The following is an 18,197-nucleotide window of genomic DNA, read 5'->3' on the forward strand; positions in this document are numbered from 1 at the left end:
TTGCTCTACCTCAATTGTGATTATCGTGTGGTGATATTGCCGTCTTTGATTACTTTGTCCCACAGGGCGATCTCCGCCTTCAGGCGGTCCCGGGACGCATCAATGGTCAGGGGATCGGCATACACCCCTTGCTCCAGTAATTGTTTCTTCACATCATCTTTGGACAGCGCCGTTGTCAGTGCTGCATTTACTTTATCAAGCACCGCTTTGGGCGTACCCGCAGGGGCCATCACGCCAAACAGCGAACTTACATTGTAATTGTCATAGCCCTGTTCCCTGGCGGTAGGAATATCAGGCAGCATGGAAATGCGCTCCGGTGTCAGAACCGCCAGTGGCTGCAGCTGTCCTGATTTGATGAAGCTGATGGCTGCCGGTACGGTTTCAGTCATGACCTCCACCTGCCCACCGACCAGATCCGTCATTGCCGGGCCGCTGCCACGATAGGCAACATGCACAATATTCACACCGGCAATCTGCTTGAACAATTCCATGGCCATGCGCTGTGGCGCACCAGCGCCGGATGACGCAAAATTAAGCTTGCCGGGGGTCTTTTTGGCGCGCTCTGCCAGCTCGGGCAAGGTCGATACCTTTAATGATGGATTCGCCACCGCAACCAGCGGCACCGATCCGACCACGCCTACCGGCGTCAGATCTTTTTGCAGATCATAGCTCAGCTTGCCTTTTTCCAGGATGGACATGACCGAATGCGAAGTGAGCGCCCCCATCAGCAGGGTATATCCATCGGGCCTGGCCTTGGCAACGTCAGCCGCGCCAATATTGCCCCCCGCACCGCCCCGGTTTTCTATCACGACCTGGCCGCCAATCTGATCGCCCAGATTTTTTCCCACAATCCGCCCGATCACATCGGTTGCGCCCCCCGGTGGATAGGGAATGACCAGCCGTATCGGTTTATCCGGGTAAGTATCTGCCCGCGCACCTGCAAACGGTACAAGTGCCAGCGGACTGCCGAGCAACAGACAGGTCGCCACACGGGCGGCCCCTTGGTGAAATCTCGTCATCAACATATTTTGTCTCCCGATAATGAGTATGGGTTGCTTTTTGATTGAAGTACCCTGCGCGGTCAGCGGCCGCCACGCAAGGCAGAATGCAGTATGACAAATGAAGAGCCAGGGAAAACAAAAAATATTTTTGTTTTGTCTATAAAAATTGCACAACAATCGGCCATTTCGGCGCTGCCGAATTGATCTGATCGACGCAATAAAAACAGCAGCAGGCACTATAATGACCCGGCGTGCTATCGACACCCGTTCGCCCCAGGCCGCAAGGTGAACGCTTTATTGACTTGAATTCAGACAATACTGATGACACAAACACATACCGCAATCATTGAGGTGAATACGCACCAGATTCAAACCACCCAGGGTCGTGTACATGCCCAGTCCTGGTCGTTTCCGGGAGAAGACGCGCTGCGCCAGACCCCTATTGTCCTGCTGCATGATTCACTTGGCTGCATTCCCCTTTGGCGCGACTTTCCGCAAAAACTGGTGCTGGCCACCGGTCACCCGGTCATTGCCTACGAACGGCTCGGGTTCGGCAGCTCAGATCCCTATCCCGGCACCATTGCGGCTGATTTTATCTCTCAGGAAGTCAGGCAGATCATCCCGCAAGTGCTCGCCGCCTTCGAACTGGATCGTTTTATTGCTTGCGGGCACAGCGTGGGCGGCGCCATGGCGGTGCAAACCGCTGCGCAATATCCGGATGCCTGTAAGGGACTGATTACGATGGGTGCCCAGGTGTTTGTTGAAAAACTCACGCTCGATGGCATCCGCCAGGCCAAACTGGATTTTGCCAAACCGGAAAACCTGTCCCGACTGGACAAATATCACGGCGACAAAAGCCGCTGGGTTGTGGATGCCTGGACCGATATCTGGCTATCGCAGGCCTTTTCTCAATGGCATGTGCGCAATGAACTGGCGCAGATCCGTTGTCCGAAGCTGGCTATCCATGGCGACAGCGATCCTTACGGCTCGGTCGAACATGCTCATGTTATCGCGGCAGGCCACGGACGAGCCGAGATTCTAAGCGGGATCGGTCACGTCCCATACCGGGAAGATGAAGCACGCACCCTTGATATCATCAAGGCGTTTGTGGCCGATATCGATCGCTGAGCCACCGTACAGACTGCGGCTTTTTTACCATAACGTCCGGCGATATCACATTTGTACTCGCCGCTGCAGGTACATCGCGTTATAGTGATTTTTTAGTCATCACTGTAGCAAGGGACTGACCGCATGTCTTACCACGCCGTACTTACAGCCGTCGGGCTCTTTGCCCTCACCTTCCTGAGCCCCGGGCCCAATCTGTTTCTGATTGTGCAAACCAGCCTGTCCCAGGGCAAATCGGCCGGCATTGCGGCCGGTGCCGGGGTTGCCACAGGCGATGCGATATACGCGGCACTCGGTCTGGTCGGCCTGGCAACCATTATCGCCACCAGCCACACCATATTCGCGGCCATTCAGATTTTAGGCGGTGCATATCTGATCTGGTACGGCTTCAATCTGTTCAGGCAGGCCCGGGGACGCACCAAAGCAGTCCTTGGCAGTACGACCGTCCCAACCATGGCAGCCAGCGCCGGTGTTCATTTCCGCCGGGGAATGCTGACCGATCTGGCCAATGCACAGACTGCCCTGTTTTTTGTGAGTATTTTCTCGGTCACCATCACGCCTTCCACAGAATGGCCCACCAAGCTGGCCATTTGGGTGGGTATCAGCCTGACCTCTATGCTGTGGCGAGTGGCCGTTTCACTGGCCTTTTCCCGCCCATTGATCCGGCGTGGCTACATGCGGGTGCAGGCGTATCTGGAACAGCTAGTCGGAGTGGTATTGATGGGATTCGGTGTAAAGCTGATTATCAGCGGGTTCAAATCCAACTGATCGATAGCCGCGTTCGATCGCAGCTGGCAGCGATCAAAAGCAGCGCGACCCATAGCAGCAACAGCCGGGCAAACACCTTGCAACGAGGCCTGCGGCAGACCGGAGCATGCTGCTTTTCATGCGCCCTCCGCAAGCCCGACGCAACGTAGGTCTTTGAATCTTTTGAAAAATATATCATTTGTGTTATAATTTTTCGCATCTCAAAAAATCAATTTCATTCATGAACGCACTTGCCTTCGCGCTGTCTGCTACGCATCGGGTTTACACCCGAGGCATGCTGCCGACCGCCTTTTGTGCAAACGTTCCCCCTGCCTTCCGTCTAACCCCTCAATTCCTCAGGTGGTTCGCCGTACTCTCCTTGGCCGTGCGTCAGGAAGCCACGGCCATCACACTTGCCTCACATTCCTCTCGTACGGCGTAGCGGCTAACAAGCCCAAACCGTCCCCAACCAGACATCCACCATCAACGCGCCTGCAGCAGGCGCCCGTAAGCACATCTGTCTGGCCTGGGATTTGTTAACACGATTCTCTGCCATCTGCCTTGCACTGTATTGCGGGTCCAATGTGTTGCGGATCGTTCGCCACGGGAGTGGAAATGCAATTGCACAATCACCTTAGCCGACCGGCACAACGCCGCGTCCTGCACATCGCTGATTATCCGCAAGCGGCCGCCATACATTCATACGCGGCGGCCAGCCATTCAGCCTCGTTCGGTTTTGCCGGCAACCATCCGGCTCATCTGCCGTCGATACACCGATCCGCAGCAGGAGTGTTGTCATGAGGTTTGATTTCTGCGTAAACAATGAGCAAATTGAACAGGAACTGGCCAGCCTGCAGGCGCGCATGCAACGGGGCCGGTATGCACTGAGCAATTTACCGCTCATGGATATGGCCTTTCCCGACATCGAATTTCGCGTTCGCAAAATCGCCCGTGAACAGCGCGTGTACGCCATTGACACCCGCTCCCGTCTGCTGGTGGGTTATTCCGTTTTCGATATTCTTCCGGAAGGATCACGCAGATTGCACGGCACTGTGCGCAGCGTGCATTCGCGTTATGCCGCCGCCTACCAGGGGCGTGGCATCGCCACCGCCCTGTACACCAAAGTGCTGACCGACGGTTTCGTTCTGGTCAGCGGCGCACGTCAATCAAGAGCCGCTTATGCCTTGTGGAAGTCCCTGGGCCGGCGCATGCGATTCGATGTGGTCAAGATCACGCCGGAAACCATTGAGCCGCTGAAAATTTCCGAGCGCGACAACCGGTTCCAGGATCTGGACGTCCGGTTGCAGCTTTGCGCCCCGTAACAAAAATATTTTTCCGTGGCAGGTGACGAAAGTCAACGCCACCAGCCCGGCAACCGTGTGATGACCTGGCCGCAAACCGACTTGTGCACACATTGAACCATTGCAGTCATTAATCCATGGGAGTAAAAATGGATCTGAGCAAAAAAAACCATACGGTCCAAACAACCGTGCTCCAGCGGCTTTCGCTGGTTCCTAAAAAATACGCCTCAGGGCGCCGACTATCAATATCTGCTTGATACGCTTCTTGCCGAAGGACGCGTAACCGATGCAATCTGGCTGGTCGACCAGTTCGGATCGGTGAAGGACAAACTGGCGATCGATAGCCTGGATAGTGAGGCGGTGGTTGCCGCGAGAGATCTGGATATCGCGGGAAATGTACATAGCGACACGATATTGCGGGTGGCAGGCGACCTGCATGTGGCGGGCAGCGTGCGTGCCGGTGGCGATATTCACATAAATGGCGATCTGTTCATAGACGGCAACCTGAACTGCCTTGGCGCAATTGTGGTTGAAGGATCCATTCGCGTAGGATGGGGAATCGATGTCACCGGCAAACTGCAGTGTAAAGGTGATCTGCGGGCAGGATGGTCCCTGGACAGTGCAAGCGCCATCGAGGTGGGCGGCACCATTGTGATCGGCCAGGATATTATGTGTGCCGACACGCTGGACTGCAAGAAAAGTGTGCGTGCCGGTGGTGATATTTCAGTTGAAAACAACCTGACTGCGGCTGAAGGGATTATCGCCAAGGGAGCGATACGCAGCGGCATGCATATCAAGGCCGATTGGGGTATTCATGCAGGTGGCAATATCACAGCCAATGGATCTATCATGGCCGGCGAAAGTATCGTTGCAGCAGCCAACGTTCGTTGCGGCAGCGGGTACGGTGTATTTGCGGGTACTCGCGTAATGCGTGAGTTCTGGCCCGACAACGCGATTGTTTGTGCAGCACAGCGCCCCGAACAACTGCAAAGCGGGCACTGGATCGAAACGCAATATGCATAAGGCCGATTCAGGTTGCGCCTTGCAACCCGGCAATGCCAGGCGCGATCTGATGCACTGATGCGACACGCCGTTTCTGCATCCCCTTTTCTACAGGTTTTGCAGCAGACGGACAACGTCACCCAGATCGCCGCCGGGAACGGCAGGTGCGTCGGAATAATAGTCGTCCCGGTAGCTGTTTCCGCGACATTTCCTTTTCTCTTCGTAGTCGCCATTGCGCTTGTATTTGCGCTCTACCTTACAGGGCCCATCCCGGTATTTCTCTTTATATTCCCGATGGTGATAATAGTCGCGATAATCCTCGTCGTCATCGTCGTCATGAGCCAGTGCCACAGCAGGCAAAACCAGCATGCCGGCAAGCAACAGAGTAAACACGTTTTTCATGATTTGCTCCACAATTGAATTATCTCAAGTGTAATTGTGAAAAAACAGGCTGCGAAGCCGCCAGCACAGCCAGTTTTTTCAGTCGCTTGCAGAACGGGCCGGTATGCTGGAAAAATCGGCTTCAGTCCATTGCAGACCGTGCGCAGGCAAGGCGATGTTCCCTGATCGGCAAAGCCGGGGAAGCAATGAGCATGGCCAATGGCCTGCGAGGCTGGCCATTATCACAGTTGGTCACCAAATGCACGAGAAGCCTCGGATATAGGCCGAAGAGGATGCCACATGGTTGCCCGGGATGGCACAAAACGCTATAATTTTTTTTGAGGCCACGACCTCACCCATTTGGGAACCTTATCCGGGACGACCCGGTTTACTTAAAGGAGGCCCAAATGGCCTGGTTTTTATTAGTTATTGCCGGATTACTGGAAATTCTCTGGGCATTTTCCATGAAGCAATCAGAAGGATTCACGCGCCTGGGCGCCACATCGGTCACGCTGGTGGCAATGGTGCTTAGTTTCGGGTTGCTGTCCTGGTCCATGCGCACCCTGCCCCTGGGTACCGCCTATACCGTCTGGACGGGCATTGGCGCCGTTGGCGCCTTCGTGGTTGGCATTGTTTTTCTGCACGAACCCATGAGCGCCATGCGTATTCTGGCAGCCACGCTGATTATTGGCGGCCTGGTCCTTATGAAACTCTCATCGTAAAACTCTCATCGTAAAACTTTCATCGTCATCAGCGCAGTCTATTCGCTGGCCGCCTTGCTGCCGGCGGGCTCTACGCAATAAACAGGGGATGGATACTTACCAAACTTGGTTAATCACTCCGTTCCAACTGCATTGAGCCTGCCGGCGCCTTGCGCCCATGCGAAATGGATTCACTTCCGCTAGCCAAAATCGACTCAACCAGCCATCAGGCTATGCCGGTGGCGGCTTCCCATGATGGCCTTGCCTGTTCCGGCCTGATTATGATCCGCCCTGCCCCTGTGTCGCGTCGGCTTCTTTCAGATCTTCGTCATTCAGTATCTGGCCACTTTGCCGGGGTACCAGCAACGGTGCCGTAGGACGAGGGTGTGCGTGCGAATACTGCATATCTACACCGGCATAAATATCGTCGGCCGCCACTTCGGTGTCAAAGCGCTCAGCGTCGCGTTCCCGTATTTCACGGGAAATTTGCTTCACCTGGTCCTCATCCACCCCCAGTTGCTGCAGGATTGCGCCACCAAATACCATGGCCGATTCAAACGTTTCCCGAATCATGAAATCCACATTCTTTTTAACCAGATGCAGGGAATGCTCACGATCATAGGTGCGCACCATCAGCTTGGCCAATGGAAATGCACTGGATACCAGCTCAACAATTCTGTTGGTCGTCTCTTTATTGTCCACGCAAACAACAATGGCTTCTGCCTGCGCCGCGCCCGAGGCATGCAATATGTCCAGACGGGAACCATCACCGTAATAGATCTTGAAGCCGAATTTCTCGGCGTTCTGGATCATGTCAATGTCGGTATCAATAATGGTGACATCAACACCCCGGGCCAGCAGCAATTGGCTGGTTACCTGGCCGAAACGCCCAAAACCAATCATCAGCACATTGCCGGTCAGCCCATCGGCAACACTCACTCCTTCCAGCGACGCCTGCTGACCCGATTTGGTATAGCGGCTAAACACGATACCGATAAGCGGGGTCAGTACCATCGACAAGACCACGATAGCCGTAAGACTGGATTTGACAGAACTATCGATGACTTGCGCATCGGCCGCCGCAGAAAACAGCACGAAGGCAAACTCGCCACCCTGTGCCATCAGCAGAGCGCGATCCAGTGCCTCGTGATGCGGGCTGCGCGTGATGCGCGCCACAATATAAATCATGAGTGCCTTCATGGCCATCAGCGCCAGCACACCGCCCACGACCAGTGGCCAGTTTTGCGCGACGACAGACACATCCAGAGACATCCCCACACCCAGAAAAAACAGCCCCAGCAGAATACCCCTGAAGGGCTCAATATCCGCTTCAATCTGATGACGAAAGGTGGACTCCGACAGCAGCACGCCCGCCAGAAATGCACCCATCGCCATAGACAGGCCGCTCACCTGCATCAACAGGGCGGCCCCCAGGACAACCAGCAAGGCCGCTGCAGTCATCACCTCTCTGGCACGCGCGGCGGCCAGCATCCGGAAAAACGGATTGAGCAGCCAATGCCCGGCCCCGATCAACGCCGCAATCGCAAACAAACCAATGCCGATATTCTGCAGCCTTGCGAAGTTGCTTTCAACCACATGATTCGGCTCCATAAAGGCCACAATCGCCAGTAGCGGCACAATCAGCAAATCTTCGAACAACAAGATGGCAACGATTTTCTGGCCTCTGGGCTGCGCAATATCGCCCCGATCTCCCAGCAACTGCATGACGATGGCCGTAGAGGTGAGTACGAAGCCGGCCGCTGAAATAAAGGCGATCTGCCAGCTGAAGCCAAAAAGCAGGCCAACACCGGTCAGCCCCAAAGCGCAGGCCACGATCTGCAAGGTGCCCAGACCAAATATTTCACGACGCAGCCCCCATAAATGCGACGGTTGCATTTCCAGTCCGATCACGAACAGGTACATGACAATGCCAAGCTCGGCAATGTGCAGGATCGACGCGGAGTCGGAAAAAAAAGCGAGGCCGAAAGGTCCGATGGCCAGGCCGGCCATCAGATAACCCAATACCGACCCCAGGCCGATACGCTTAAAGAGGGGCACCGCAATCACTGCGGCAGCAAGCAAAACGACAGGCGACAACAAACTGACTGAATGGGCTTCGGCACTCATACTATTCTCTTCTTCGCTATCTTCTTCAGAAACGGACAGGCACCAGCTAATTGGCACCGCAATGACGCAAGGACAGGTGCCCTGCGGGAGGATCCATGTTGCAAAAACCACCGCGCTAGTGTAATTCGTATCGCCTGCACTGCGCTATATTCGGCGGCGTTTTTTTCAAATGTAATAGCCGAATCAGGCCTGCCACTGCCAGCCAGTTCGTGCACGGCTGCTCATTACAAGTGCAATGAATTCTCGCAACCGCCAAAATGAATTTTTAACACGTTGATATATATGTATTTTATTTACAACCGACTTCACTGGACAGCGGCACGGACCATACCCCTAAGCCCGAGGCTTATAGGCAACCCAGCCCCTGAAAGTGAAGCCCGCGTAGAACAAATCCACATCCACAAAGCCCGCAGCATGCAGCAACGCAGCGTCCTGATCGGCGGAAAGAAGCGGCAACAGATCTCTGACCGCGCTGTTCCGGGCGCCACTCGATGGCATTGGCAGGCCGGATGCCTTTGCAAACGCCGCACTGCGATCAAGCCAGCGGTCTTTGTCTGCGGCCGCGGTGGGTAGACTATGATGAGCAACAACCAATGGCGCACCTGGTTTAAGCCGTTCCCAAAGCGCCTGCAAGGTTTCAAACCGTTCCTGCTCAGGCAAAAAATGCAGCGTCAAAAAGCAGGTCGCCGCGTCGAAATCTGCTTCTGCAATACTGTTAATGTAACCTTGATGAAAAGCAACACGTGAGGGCAGTGGTCCAAGCGTCTGCCGGGCCAGCTCAAGCATTTGCTCAGACGGATCCACGCCGGAAAAACGCCAGCCCGGATGCAGGCGCGCAAATGCCCTGATCTCCAATCCACCCCCGGCACCCAATACAAGGATATGCGCCTTCTCCGATACATGTTCGGCCAGCAAAACGGCAGCCATTGTATGAAGGTCGTTAAACCCAGGCACCATTTTTTCGGTCCTGGAAGCATAATTGGCGACGAGTTCGGGCTGTGAAAATGCTTCCATGGATTGTTACCTGTTGTTTAACATCGTTGAGGGGGGCTAGCTGGCAGGCCGTCGCCCGCCAGCGTCTCTGCGTATCGGCGCCTGACCTTAATAGGTTGCGGCAAACGCCTGCTGCACTTTATCTGCTGCCGTCACTCCATTGGCAATCAATAGCTGGGTCAATACCCGGGCCTTTTGGGGATTCAAATCATAAGCAACCACAAAACCACTTTTGTCATCATCCACTTCGACATTGCGGTTCACGAACCCGGACGGGACACGGGTTGCACGCACAACCACCAAGCCCTTTTGTACCGCGCGCAGCATGGCCTCCATGGCCGGCTTGGACACATTGCCATCACCGACACCGGCGATCACGATCCCCCTGGCATTGTCCTGTATTGCATGGTCAATCTGCGTGGCGTCCATATTGCTATGCGCATAAACGATGTCCACCCGCGGTAGCTGATCGTCCTTAGGCAAGGTATAACGCGCAGCAGCCGCCTGACCGACAGGCGCCAGAAAACGTACAGAGGCGGGATCCACATAACCCAGCGGGCCTGCATTCAGGGATTGAAACGACTGGACCGAAGTCACGTTGGTTTTTGTTACCCAGCGTGGAGCATGAATCGTCTCATTCATCACCACCATCACGCCGCGCCCGCGGGCCTGCGCACTGGCTGCGACTTCGACGGCTTCATACAGATTGAGCGGGCCATCCGCACTCAAGGCACTACCCGGACGCATGGAGCCAACCAGCACCACCGGTTTTGCCGAATCCAGTACGTTGTTCAGAAAGAAGGCGGTTTCCTCCATCGTATCGGTGCCATGGGTGATGACCACGCCATCAGCTTCATTACCATCGAAGATCTGCCTGATACGTTTGGCCAGCGCAAACCAGACTTTATCATTCATGTCCTGAGAACCGATATTGGAAATCTGCTCCGACTTCACTGTTGCCAGTTTTTCAATACCAGGCACGCCCTGGACCAGCTGCTGCCCCGACACTTCACCCGAATTATAGCCAATGGCTGAGCGCGCATCGGCGGCACCAGAAATAGTACCCCCGGTTGCCAGAATAATGATACGAGGTTTTGCGCTGGTCGATTCGGACGATGCCGCGCTGGTCGTCGCTGCGGGTTCGGCGGCCGTTGCGGGTAGCGGCGCGAGTAAGGTACTCAGGACAATGGCTGCCGTGGCCAATATCGCGTTGCCGGATGCGCAGTTTAGTGCGCGCAAGTTTAAGGAATGGGTATGCATAGCGGTCTCCTTAGCAATTGTGGCTATTATGTTTTCCGTTTCAAATATATACCGAAACACCGGGTGTCGCCTATACACCTGTCGCAATCCCCGCAAAATCAAAAAACCAGCCGTAAAGGCTGGTTCCATAGGCATGTCCTGAAGGATTACAGATCAGCGACGTGACCGAACGGCGCTGTTGTAACCATCAATCATGAATTTGAAATCAGATGCCCTATTGCTTTGCCTGAAGGCTCTGTAGTATTTGATACAACTGTTCAAATTCATCAGTGTCGTATCGGTTGACGCTTCCGGGTTTTTTTCCTTGATTTTCTGGTACTCCGCATTGAATTCGGTCAGTACCTTGTTTAGCTCGTCAGCGGTCGCATCTGCCTGCTTGAGCTTCTCAGGATTGCTTATATCTTCCTCGCTCTCAAAGACGTTTACCAGTTGTTCAGCAAGATGCATTGAATAAGCGCTAAGGTAGCGATAAGTATTGCCAGACTGTTTAATGGCCTCAAGTTCTTTCAGCTTAGCCTGCTCGTACACACCTTTCAGTTCTTTGGTGAACGTTTCATAACTGGTAAGGGCATCTTCAAAATGCTGTCTTATTTGTGCGTCGGACGCTTTGCCTTTTTTCAGATCGTCTGTTTTATATGCGGCCGATTCATAATACTGACCAAACTCAGCGCTATCGGCCTTAATGGCCTCCAGTTTTTTCATCAAATCATCCGCTGCCTGATCCAGCGCGGGCTGGCTGCGTTTACCTTTAATCGCTTCTGCGTATTGCGAAAAAACATACTGAAACGTTGGAGCCATATAATCCAGGGTCTGCGATGGCTTTGCCTTGGGAATATTCATGCGAAGATAATCCCTGTAGCCGGCCTCCAAACCCTGGAGACTCATGAGATCGTTGTTCATCGCGATGTAATTATTAAGGCTATTGTCAGCCTGAGCCGCAGTGGATTCCTGTGTTGATGCTGTGCCCGAACCTGAGCCTGCCTGTTCGTTACACCCGGCCAATACCAGGCATGAAATAACAGCAACAGCTAAAGCACCTTTTTGAAAGTTCATTTTTATCCTGAAGATTTTTTTAAAAAAAGCCGCAGGATTATAACTGACTCAGGCTTACATCAAGGCTCGCCATCGTTCCTGTATCAGACTGAAACTTACCTTACAAGAAGCAACAGACAATCATGCATGTCATCTTCTATCATAAGATCAAAGTAAACCAGACAGGGGATCACAAATGAAAAAAATGCTTGTTGTTGCCGGTATGCTGACAATTTTTCTGTCGGGATGCGTAATACATGACCGCCACTCGGGATATCGCGATGGTTACCGATACAAGGGAAATAAATACGAACGCGGCTATCATAATAAAGGCAACTTCTGTCCGCCCGGACAAGCCAAAAAAGGCCGTTGCTAGGCGGCGGTTCAGGCTGTTTAAAACAGCATATGAAACACACATCAGCAGCGGATATATGTCCCATACCTGAGGTGTATTTCACTTCTACGCCAACATTATCGCAAACACTAATAGGCTTTACGCGAATAGCGCAAGCACCAATTGCTTTCCGACAGGGTGTTTTCATAGAATGATCTAAGCCAACAAATTGGAGATCAATATGAAACGCGTCTTTCCTGCATTGGCTTTGCTGTTGGCGCTGGCAAATTCGCAAGCGCAACAGCCTGGTGTCTTGCCGTCGCAATCAACATTTCACAAAGTGACGCCACCCATACCCGTCACCGGTATTCTTGGGGTGTTTTGTCCGAAAGAGGCATTCCTTAAGCACCAAAAAGTGTAAGCGGACAGCTCGACACAATCAGGCAGAAAGTCGTCGGGTGCCATTACAAACGATAAAGTCTGGCAGAACGGTTATCCTGCCCCGGTCTGTCGGCATCGATCATTTTCTCGAAAATGTTTGCACCTCACCTGTCTTATCCCTTAATATGCGATGATTCTTGTTTCAAAGCCTCAGCCGTATTCCTGTTGAATACTTAGACATCGCGAAACCATGTATGTAGTGCGCAAGCATCTCCCCTGCAAGGGCAATCTGGTCTGGCAACTTGTGTTGTGCCTGGCCGTGCTTGCATTCGCCTGCAGATCGGTGATCCCCAGCGGCTATATGCCGGTACTATCGGGTGAAAAAGGCCGGACTGTCGTTCTGACGCTTTGTAATGCGGCAGGCGGCAATGAAACGCTGCAGCTAAGTATTCCCCAGCAATCGAAAGACACCCCAACTCCTGAGCATGCCGGGCAGGAATGCCCATTTGGCCTGGTCATCTCTCAGGGCGTTTTGCCCGTCCCTGGCACACCGGCATTGCCGGTAACCGTATGGCAGGAGCGCGCCGCGCCCTATGTGGTGCACAACCGTAGTTTGCCACCACTGCCTGCGCTTGGTCCGCCCCTCGGATCGCGCGCGCCCCCTTCCCTCCTCGGCTGATATTTCACTGGTGATCGCAACCGCGCTCACCCATCCGTGATTCTCATCTCCCGAGGTTTTTTTATGCCTGCTTTCCCTGTTTGCACACAGGTTGTCCTTGCGGCGACCATTGGTGTGCAGGCGGCACTGCACTCGTCGCGTGTATGTTCGCGAAGGAGGACCGATGCTGCCATTTAAACGATTCTCACGCCCTGTTTCTGTGCTGATTGCCCTGCTGATCGGCTGCCTCATGCTGTATGGATGCTCACGCTCCGATGAATTAACCGATATTCATGGGCGCGATCTGAGCGGTGCCAAATTCGGCCGCGACTTTTCGCTGAACGGTACCGATGGCACTCGTCATACGCTATCCGACTTCCGCGGCAAAGTGGTGCTTATCTTTTTCGGATTCACCCAGTGTCCGGATATCTGCCCAACCGCGCTATTGCGTGCGGCCAATGTCAAAGCAATGCTCGGCAAAGACGGTGATCGCCTGCAGGTACTGTTTATTACGGTGGACCCGGAACGGGACACTGCGGCCTTGCTTGGCGATTATGTGAGTGCCTTTGACCCCGGCTTTCTGGGTCTTTACGGTACGCCACAGGAAACGGAAAAGACGGCCAACGAGTTCAAGGTCTATTACAAAAAAGTGCCTACCGGTTCGTCTTACACCATGGATCACAGCGCGCTTACCTACCTTTATGACACTGCCGGCCGGCTTCGGATCGCCCTGTCACATACCCAGTCCGATGAAGCGTATGTACAGGATATCCGCAAGATACTGGCTCTTGATGAATGATTTTGGAGAATATGATGTCCCTGTTTCGCAATGCTATTACAAGCCTTCTATCCACATTCGTGATCGCTTCCACATCGTATGCGCAAGTTACGGTAGACGATCCCTGGATTCGCACCACCGTGCCCCAGCAAACCAGTACCGGTGCCTTCATGCGTCTGACTGCGCAATCAGACAGCAAACTGGTGAGCGCCGCTACGCCCGTTGCCGAGCATGTTGAACTGCACCAAATGACGATGGAAAACGACATCATGAAAATGCGTCAGATTCCAGAGCTGGCACTGCCCGCCGCTGAATCGGTAGCGCTCAAGCCTGGCGGCTATCACATCATGCTGATCGGCCTGAAAAAGCAGATCAGTGCGCAAGATCAGATTCCCATGACGCTCACCTTTGAAGACAAAGCGGGCCAGCGTACGCAGCTGGAGATCCAGGCTACGGCCCGATCTGCGCAAGGCGGCCATAGCAACCATCATCAATAGAGGACCGCCTTATGTCAAACCCGACTGCCATGCCCGCCAGAACGGCGGCGCTTAACTTTCTGCGCAGGATTCATTTTTATATTGGCCTGTTCGTTGCCCCCTTCATATTCATCGCGGCATTAACCGGAACACTCTACGTAATAACGCCGCAACTGGAAAATGCCATTTTTGCGGACGCGCTGTATGTTACTCCGCAGGGTACGGCCAGCCCGCTGTCTGCACAAATCGAAGCGGCCCAAAACCATGTTGGCCCGCAGGGAAAAATCTATGCCGTGAGGCCTGCACCTAACGCAAGCGATACGACACGCGTACAGTTTGCCGACAGCAGTTATGGTGCTTCAGAGTCCCGTGCCATATTTATCGATCCCTATACGCTTGCTGTCAAAGGCGACATGATGGTGTACGGCACCAGTGGTGTGTTGCCCATCCGCTTATGGCTGGACAAGGCGCATCGCAGCCTGTTGCTGGGCGATCTGGGGCGCAATTACAGCGAGCTGGCCGCTTCGTGGTTGTGGGTCGCAGCGCTCGGAGGGCTGATCCTTTGGTTCAGTACCCGCAAGGCACGCAAAACAGCGAGACAAGAAAGCGCGTTCCTGAACAATCGCCATTGGCACACAACGCTGGGGCTCGTGCTTTTTGTCGGACTGCTATTTGTATCGGTGACGGGCCTGACCTGGTCGCGCTGGGCCGGAGACAATATCAACCAATTGCGAACCAATATGGGATGGCTCACGCCACAAGTGAATACCACGTTGTCTCATGACGCGCATGCCATGCATGCTGATCCGCATGCGGAACATCATGCCGCCATGGCAGGTATGTCCCGGGCGAATGACGACTGGCCCCGGGTTGTCGCGGCGGCCAGAGCGGCCGGGCTTCGTGCGGATATGATCGAGATTCGCGCACCTAAAGCGGCAAACAAAGCCTGGACCGTCACCGAAGTGGATCGCCGCTGGCCCACACAGGTGGATGCCGTTGCCATCAACCCACAAGACTTCAGTGTCATGGATCGCACCGAATTCAATACCTTTCCTTTAGTAGCCAAGCTGACCCGCTGGGGGGTTGATGCGCATATGGGTATTTTATTCGGCCTGCCTAACCAGCTGCTGCTGATTGCCTTCGGTCTAGGGCTATGTGTCATGATCGCGCTAGGCTATCGCATGTGGTGGTTACGCAGACCGGTTGCTTCCGGTCCCAATCCGGCAAGAACGCTTGTTGCGGCATGGTTAAGTTTACCAGCGTCGCTCAGAATCATTTCAGTTGCAATTGCCGCCCTGCTGGGCTACGCCCTGCCCCTGATGGGCATCAGCCTGCTGGCATTTATTGCAATTGACGTTGCTCGCTGGAAGCTGGCGAAAAGCCGCTCTGTGGTGATGTTGCGTAGTGGCGTTTGAATACACAAACCCGGCCGGATAAAGCATTGCCCGTCTAGCCGCCAGCAATGCTCGCCGACCCGCCTGCATGAAGGCACGAGGCAGAAACGATATCGTCCTCTGCCTCGTTGCTAACCACATCAGGACAACGTCAGGGAACAGACGACGGCTATCCGATGCAGACGGTCTTATCAGCACTCACGGCAACTGATTCTGCTTATCGCTGCGCGTGACCCTGACCGGAACCGATTTGTAAGATGGCGTCCCACTATCCTCATCAAAATAATCCAGCGGTACAAGCACATTGGCTTCGGGATAATAGGCGCCCACAGAGCCAGGGGCGATATCATAGGCAATCACGGTAATTCCGGGCATGCTGAGTTTTCGGTCCGACACCACAGTCTCGATATCCACCAGATCACCATGCTCCAGGCCGTGTTTTTCCAGATCAATGTCATTCATGAACAGCACATCTCTACGCCCAAATACCCCTCTGTAACGGTCATCCAATGCATACACCGTGGTGTTGTACTGGTCGTGGCTACGCAGCGTAATAAGACGCAGCACATCGTCTGCCTGTATTTTTACATCCTCACTAACGCCTTTGAACACGGAGAACATGGCCTTGCCCGTCTCGGTTGGCCATTTGCGCTCGGTGGGCGGCAATGGCATACGAAACCCGCCAGGAATCCTGATCCGCTTGTTGTAATCGTCAAAGCCCGGGATGGTTTTTTCAATCAAATCACGAATGGCATCGTAATTACTTACCAGGTCCTGCCACTGCACCTTGCTTTGCGGCATTGTTGCCATCGCCATGCCTGCCACAATCGCCGGTTCAGACCTGAGCGACTCAGACGCGGGTTTCAGCTTGCCGGATGAGGCATGCACCATGGACATGGAATCTTCTACCGTTACCGACTGCCGCTCGCCTGCCTGAATATCAAGCTCGGTGCGCCCCAAGCATGGCAGTATGAAGGTCTCTCTGGCTACAAGCAGATGAGAGCGGTTCAGTTTTGTGCCGACATGCACGCTCAGGTCCAGCTGCTTCATTGCCTGAAACGACCGCTCAGATTCCGGCATGGCAACGGCGAAGTTGCCCCCCAGACAAAGCAGTGCCTTTGCCTGTCCATCAATCATGGCCTGCATTGCTCTGACCGAATCATGCCCATGCTCCCGGGGAGGTGTAAATCCAAACACATCCTGAAGATTCTGCAAAAACTGGCTTGACGGCTTTTCGGTGATGCCAACGGTGCGATTGCCCTGTACATTGGAATGGCCCCGCAGCGGGCAGATACCCGCGCCCGGCTTGCCAAAATTGCCGCGCAGCAGAAGCAGATCAGCAATCAGGCGAACGTTTGCCGTCCCCTTATTGTGCTGTGTGATGCCCATTCCATAGGAAACGATGGTCGCCCGGGATTTGGCATAAGCGGCGGCCACTTGCTGCAGTTCGGCGCGCTGCAAGCCGCTTTCTTTCTCTATGCTTTCCCAGGAGGTGTTACGCAAATCATCGGAAAATTGCGCAAACCCTTGTGTGTGCTCGGCTATAAAATCGTGATCAATGGCACCACGCTGTGCTTCATCCAGCGCCAGAAGTGCTTTCATAATGCCTTTGAGCGCCGCCGTATCTCCTCCTGATTTCACCTGATAATACGACGACGCAATTCTGGTGGAGCCATAGGTTGCCATCTCAATCACATTCTGTGGATCGGTAAAGCGTTCCAGCGCCCTTTCTTTCAGCGGATTCAGAACGATAATGGGTACACCGCGCCGCGAAGCCTCATGCAAGGTGCCCATCATACGGGGATGATTGGTTCCCGGATTATGCCCGATAGAGATAATCAGTTCCGTCTCATCGAAATCGTCCAGCGAGACCGTACCCTTCCCAATCCCGATTGAGCGCGGCAGTCCCACACTGGTCGCTTCGTGGCACATATTGGAACAATCCGGAAAATTGTTCGTGCCATATTCACGGGCAAACAGCTGGAACAAATAGGCCGCTTCATTGGACGCCCGACCCGAGGTATAAAATTCGGTCTGGTTCGGTGACAGCCCGCGCAGCACCGTGCCGATACGGTCAAACGCGGCCTCCCAGCTTACCGGTCGCAGGGTGTCCGTTGCTCGATCATAGGATAAGGGCTGCGTCAGGCGACCATAATTTTCCAATTCATAATCGGATTTTTCCAATAGCGAAGTCACCGTGTTCTGCGCAAGAAACGCCGCAGTGACGCGCTTTTTCGTGGCTTCCCAGGTAACCGCCTTTGCACCATTCTCACAAAACTGGAACGTGGACCGATGTTCTTTATCAGGCCATGCGCAACCGGGACAATCAAAGCCCATTGGCTGATTGGTACGCATCAATGTGACGGGCGCTTCCATCATATCCATTTGCGTGCGGACGGCGACGGCAGTTGCCTTGAGCGCCCCCCAGCCTCCAGCCGGCGCATCGTAAGGACGGATACCAGCCACCTCTCTTCTTTTCGTAGTCATAAGACCTCGTGCATAACGA

Annotated in this window: 17 protein-coding genes; 10 read left to right on the forward strand and 7 right to left on the reverse strand. The window is 54.1% G+C overall.

Going from position 1 to position 18,197, the window contains the following annotated elements:
* Window positions 1-20 precede the first annotated feature (20 nt).
* Complete coding sequence (locus tag MIM_RS15145; protein WP_025373604.1) at window positions 21-1,025, reverse strand: Bug family tripartite tricarboxylate transporter substrate binding protein; 1,005 nt, start codon at window positions 1,023-1,025, stop codon at window positions 21-23.
* Window positions 1,026-1,322: 297 nt separating this feature from the next.
* Here MIM_RS15145 and MIM_RS15150 point away from each other — a divergent pair, with 297 nt between their 5' ends.
* From MIM_RS15150 to MIM_RS15165, 4 genes are all read left to right on the forward strand, one after another.
* Complete coding sequence (locus MIM_RS15150) at window positions 1,323-2,129, forward strand: alpha/beta fold hydrolase (RefSeq protein ID WP_025373605.1); 807 nt, start codon at window positions 1,323-1,325, stop codon at window positions 2,127-2,129.
* A 123-nt stretch (window positions 2,130-2,252) separates the two neighbouring features.
* Window positions 2,253-2,894, forward strand: coding sequence for a homoserine/threonine efflux transporter (locus tag MIM_RS15155; protein ID WP_025373606.1), 642 nt, complete (start codon window positions 2,253-2,255; stop codon window positions 2,892-2,894).
* Between the two features lie 776 nt (window positions 2,895-3,670).
* Window positions 3,671-4,195, forward strand: coding sequence for a hypothetical protein (locus MIM_RS15160; RefSeq protein WP_025373607.1), 525 nt, complete (start codon window positions 3,671-3,673; stop codon window positions 4,193-4,195).
* A gap of 297 nt (window positions 4,196-4,492) precedes the next feature.
* Window positions 4,493-5,197: a hypothetical protein gene (locus MIM_RS15165; RefSeq protein WP_025373608.1), complete on the forward strand. Its 705-nt coding sequence runs from the start codon at window positions 4,493-4,495 to the stop codon at window positions 5,195-5,197.
* A gap of 87 nt (window positions 5,198-5,284) precedes the next feature.
* On the opposite strand, the gene MIM_RS15170 is transcribed toward MIM_RS15165, so the two are convergent.
* On the reverse strand, window positions 5,285-5,578 hold the full coding sequence (locus MIM_RS15170) for a hypothetical protein (RefSeq protein WP_025373609.1): 294 nt from the start codon (window positions 5,576-5,578) through the stop codon (window positions 5,285-5,287).
* A 386-nt stretch (window positions 5,579-5,964) separates the two neighbouring features.
* Between MIM_RS15170 and MIM_RS15175 the strand changes: the two genes are divergently transcribed.
* The gene (locus tag MIM_RS15175; protein ID WP_025373610.1) at window positions 5,965-6,279 is read left to right on the forward strand and encodes a DMT family transporter; all 315 of its coding nucleotides are present in this window, start codon (window positions 5,965-5,967) and stop codon (window positions 6,277-6,279) included.
* Between the two features lie 258 nt (window positions 6,280-6,537).
* Here MIM_RS15175 and MIM_RS15180 read toward each other — a convergent pair whose 3' ends face one another.
* From MIM_RS15180 to MIM_RS15195, 4 genes are all read right to left on the reverse strand, one after another.
* The gene (locus MIM_RS15180; RefSeq protein ID WP_025373611.1) at window positions 6,538-8,385 is read right to left on the reverse strand and encodes a monovalent cation:proton antiporter-2 (CPA2) family protein; all 1,848 of its coding nucleotides are present in this window, start codon (window positions 8,383-8,385) and stop codon (window positions 6,538-6,540) included.
* 333 nt (window positions 8,386-8,718) lie between these two features.
* The gene (locus MIM_RS15185; protein ID WP_025373612.1) at window positions 8,719-9,399 is read right to left on the reverse strand and encodes a class I SAM-dependent methyltransferase; all 681 of its coding nucleotides are present in this window, start codon (window positions 9,397-9,399) and stop codon (window positions 8,719-8,721) included.
* An 87-nt stretch (window positions 9,400-9,486) separates the two neighbouring features.
* On the reverse strand, window positions 9,487-10,638 hold the full coding sequence (locus MIM_RS15190; RefSeq protein WP_025373613.1) for an asparaginase: 1,152 nt from the start codon (window positions 10,636-10,638) through the stop codon (window positions 9,487-9,489).
* A 153-nt stretch (window positions 10,639-10,791) separates the two neighbouring features.
* Entirely contained in the window at window positions 10,792-11,691 is a 900-nt protein-coding gene (locus MIM_RS15195; RefSeq protein ID WP_025373614.1) for a DUF3829 domain-containing protein, read from the reverse strand.
* Window positions 11,692-12,245: 554 nt separating this feature from the next.
* On the opposite strand from MIM_RS15195, the gene MIM_RS15205 reads away from it, so the two are divergent.
* From MIM_RS15205 to MIM_RS15225, 5 genes are all read left to right on the forward strand, one after another.
* Window positions 12,246-12,425, forward strand: a complete 180-nt coding sequence (locus MIM_RS15205) for a hypothetical protein (RefSeq protein ID WP_025373616.1) — start codon at window positions 12,246-12,248, stop codon at window positions 12,423-12,425.
* Window positions 12,426-12,644: 219 nt separating this feature from the next.
* Complete coding sequence (locus MIM_RS15210; protein WP_158318740.1) at window positions 12,645-13,064, forward strand: DUF2946 family protein; 420 nt, start codon at window positions 12,645-12,647, stop codon at window positions 13,062-13,064.
* Between the two features lie 163 nt (window positions 13,065-13,227).
* Window positions 13,228-13,842, forward strand: a complete 615-nt coding sequence (locus tag MIM_RS15215; RefSeq protein ID WP_025373618.1) for an SCO family protein — start codon at window positions 13,228-13,230, stop codon at window positions 13,840-13,842.
* An 11-nt stretch (window positions 13,843-13,853) separates the two neighbouring features.
* Entirely contained in the window at window positions 13,854-14,318 is a 465-nt protein-coding gene (locus MIM_RS15220; protein ID WP_042071555.1) for a copper chaperone PCu(A)C, read from the forward strand.
* Window positions 14,319-14,329: 11 nt separating this feature from the next.
* Complete coding sequence (locus MIM_RS15225) at window positions 14,330-15,712, forward strand: PepSY-associated TM helix domain-containing protein (RefSeq protein WP_025373620.1); 1,383 nt, start codon at window positions 14,330-14,332, stop codon at window positions 15,710-15,712.
* A gap of 177 nt (window positions 15,713-15,889) precedes the next feature.
* Here the strand turns inward: MIM_RS15225 and MIM_RS15230 are convergent, their stop codons facing one another.
* Window positions 15,890-18,178 carry an FdhF/YdeP family oxidoreductase gene (locus MIM_RS15230; RefSeq protein WP_025373621.1) on the reverse strand — a complete coding sequence of 763 codons (2,289 nt, stop codon included), beginning with the start codon at window positions 18,176-18,178 and terminating at the stop codon, window positions 15,890-15,892.
* Window positions 18,179-18,197 lie beyond the last annotated feature (19 nt).

It is taken from the genome of Advenella mimigardefordensis DPN7 (assembly GCF_000521505.1).
GTDB classification, from domain to species: domain Bacteria; phylum Pseudomonadota; class Gammaproteobacteria; order Burkholderiales; family Burkholderiaceae_B; genus Advenella; species Advenella mimigardefordensis.

Coding starts and splice junctions, on each gene's coding strand:
- MIM_RS15175 (WP_025373610.1), top strand. CDS start 5,965: ATGGCCTGGTTTTTATTAGTTATTGCCGGATTACTGGAAATTCTCTGG.
- MIM_RS15190 (WP_025373613.1), bottom strand. CDS start 10,638: ATGCATACCCATTCCTTAAACTTGCGCGCACTAAACTGCGCATCCGGC.
- MIM_RS15150 (WP_025373605.1), top strand. CDS start 1,323: ATGACACAAACACATACCGCAATCATTGAGGTGAATACGCACCAGATT.
- MIM_RS15220 (WP_042071555.1), top strand. CDS start 13,854: ATGATGTCCCTGTTTCGCAATGCTATTACAAGCCTTCTATCCACATTC.
- MIM_RS15170 (WP_025373609.1), bottom strand. CDS start 5,578: ATGAAAAACGTGTTTACTCTGTTGCTTGCCGGCATGCTGGTTTTGCCT.
- MIM_RS15230 (WP_025373621.1), bottom strand. CDS start 18,178: ATGACTACGAAAAGAAGAGAGGTGGCTGGTATCCGTCCTTACGATGCG.
- MIM_RS15155 (WP_025373606.1), top strand. CDS start 2,253: ATGTCTTACCACGCCGTACTTACAGCCGTCGGGCTCTTTGCCCTCACC.
- MIM_RS15195 (WP_025373614.1), bottom strand. CDS start 11,691: ATGAACTTTCAAAAAGGTGCTTTAGCTGTTGCTGTTATTTCATGCCTG.
- MIM_RS15205 (WP_025373616.1), top strand. CDS start 12,246: ATGAAACGCGTCTTTCCTGCATTGGCTTTGCTGTTGGCGCTGGCAAAT.
- MIM_RS15225 (WP_025373620.1), top strand. CDS start 14,330: ATGTCAAACCCGACTGCCATGCCCGCCAGAACGGCGGCGCTTAACTTT.
- MIM_RS15185 (WP_025373612.1), bottom strand. CDS start 9,399: ATGGAAGCATTTTCACAGCCCGAACTCGTCGCCAATTATGCTTCCAGG.
- MIM_RS15215 (WP_025373618.1), top strand. CDS start 13,228: ATGCTGCCATTTAAACGATTCTCACGCCCTGTTTCTGTGCTGATTGCC.
- MIM_RS15145 (WP_025373604.1), bottom strand. CDS start 1,025: ATGTTGATGACGAGATTTCACCAAGGGGCCGCCCGTGTGGCGACCTGT.
- MIM_RS15180 (WP_025373611.1), bottom strand. CDS start 8,385: ATGAGTGCCGAAGCCCATTCAGTCAGTTTGTTGTCGCCTGTCGTTTTG.
- MIM_RS15160 (WP_025373607.1), top strand. CDS start 3,671: ATGAGGTTTGATTTCTGCGTAAACAATGAGCAAATTGAACAGGAACTG.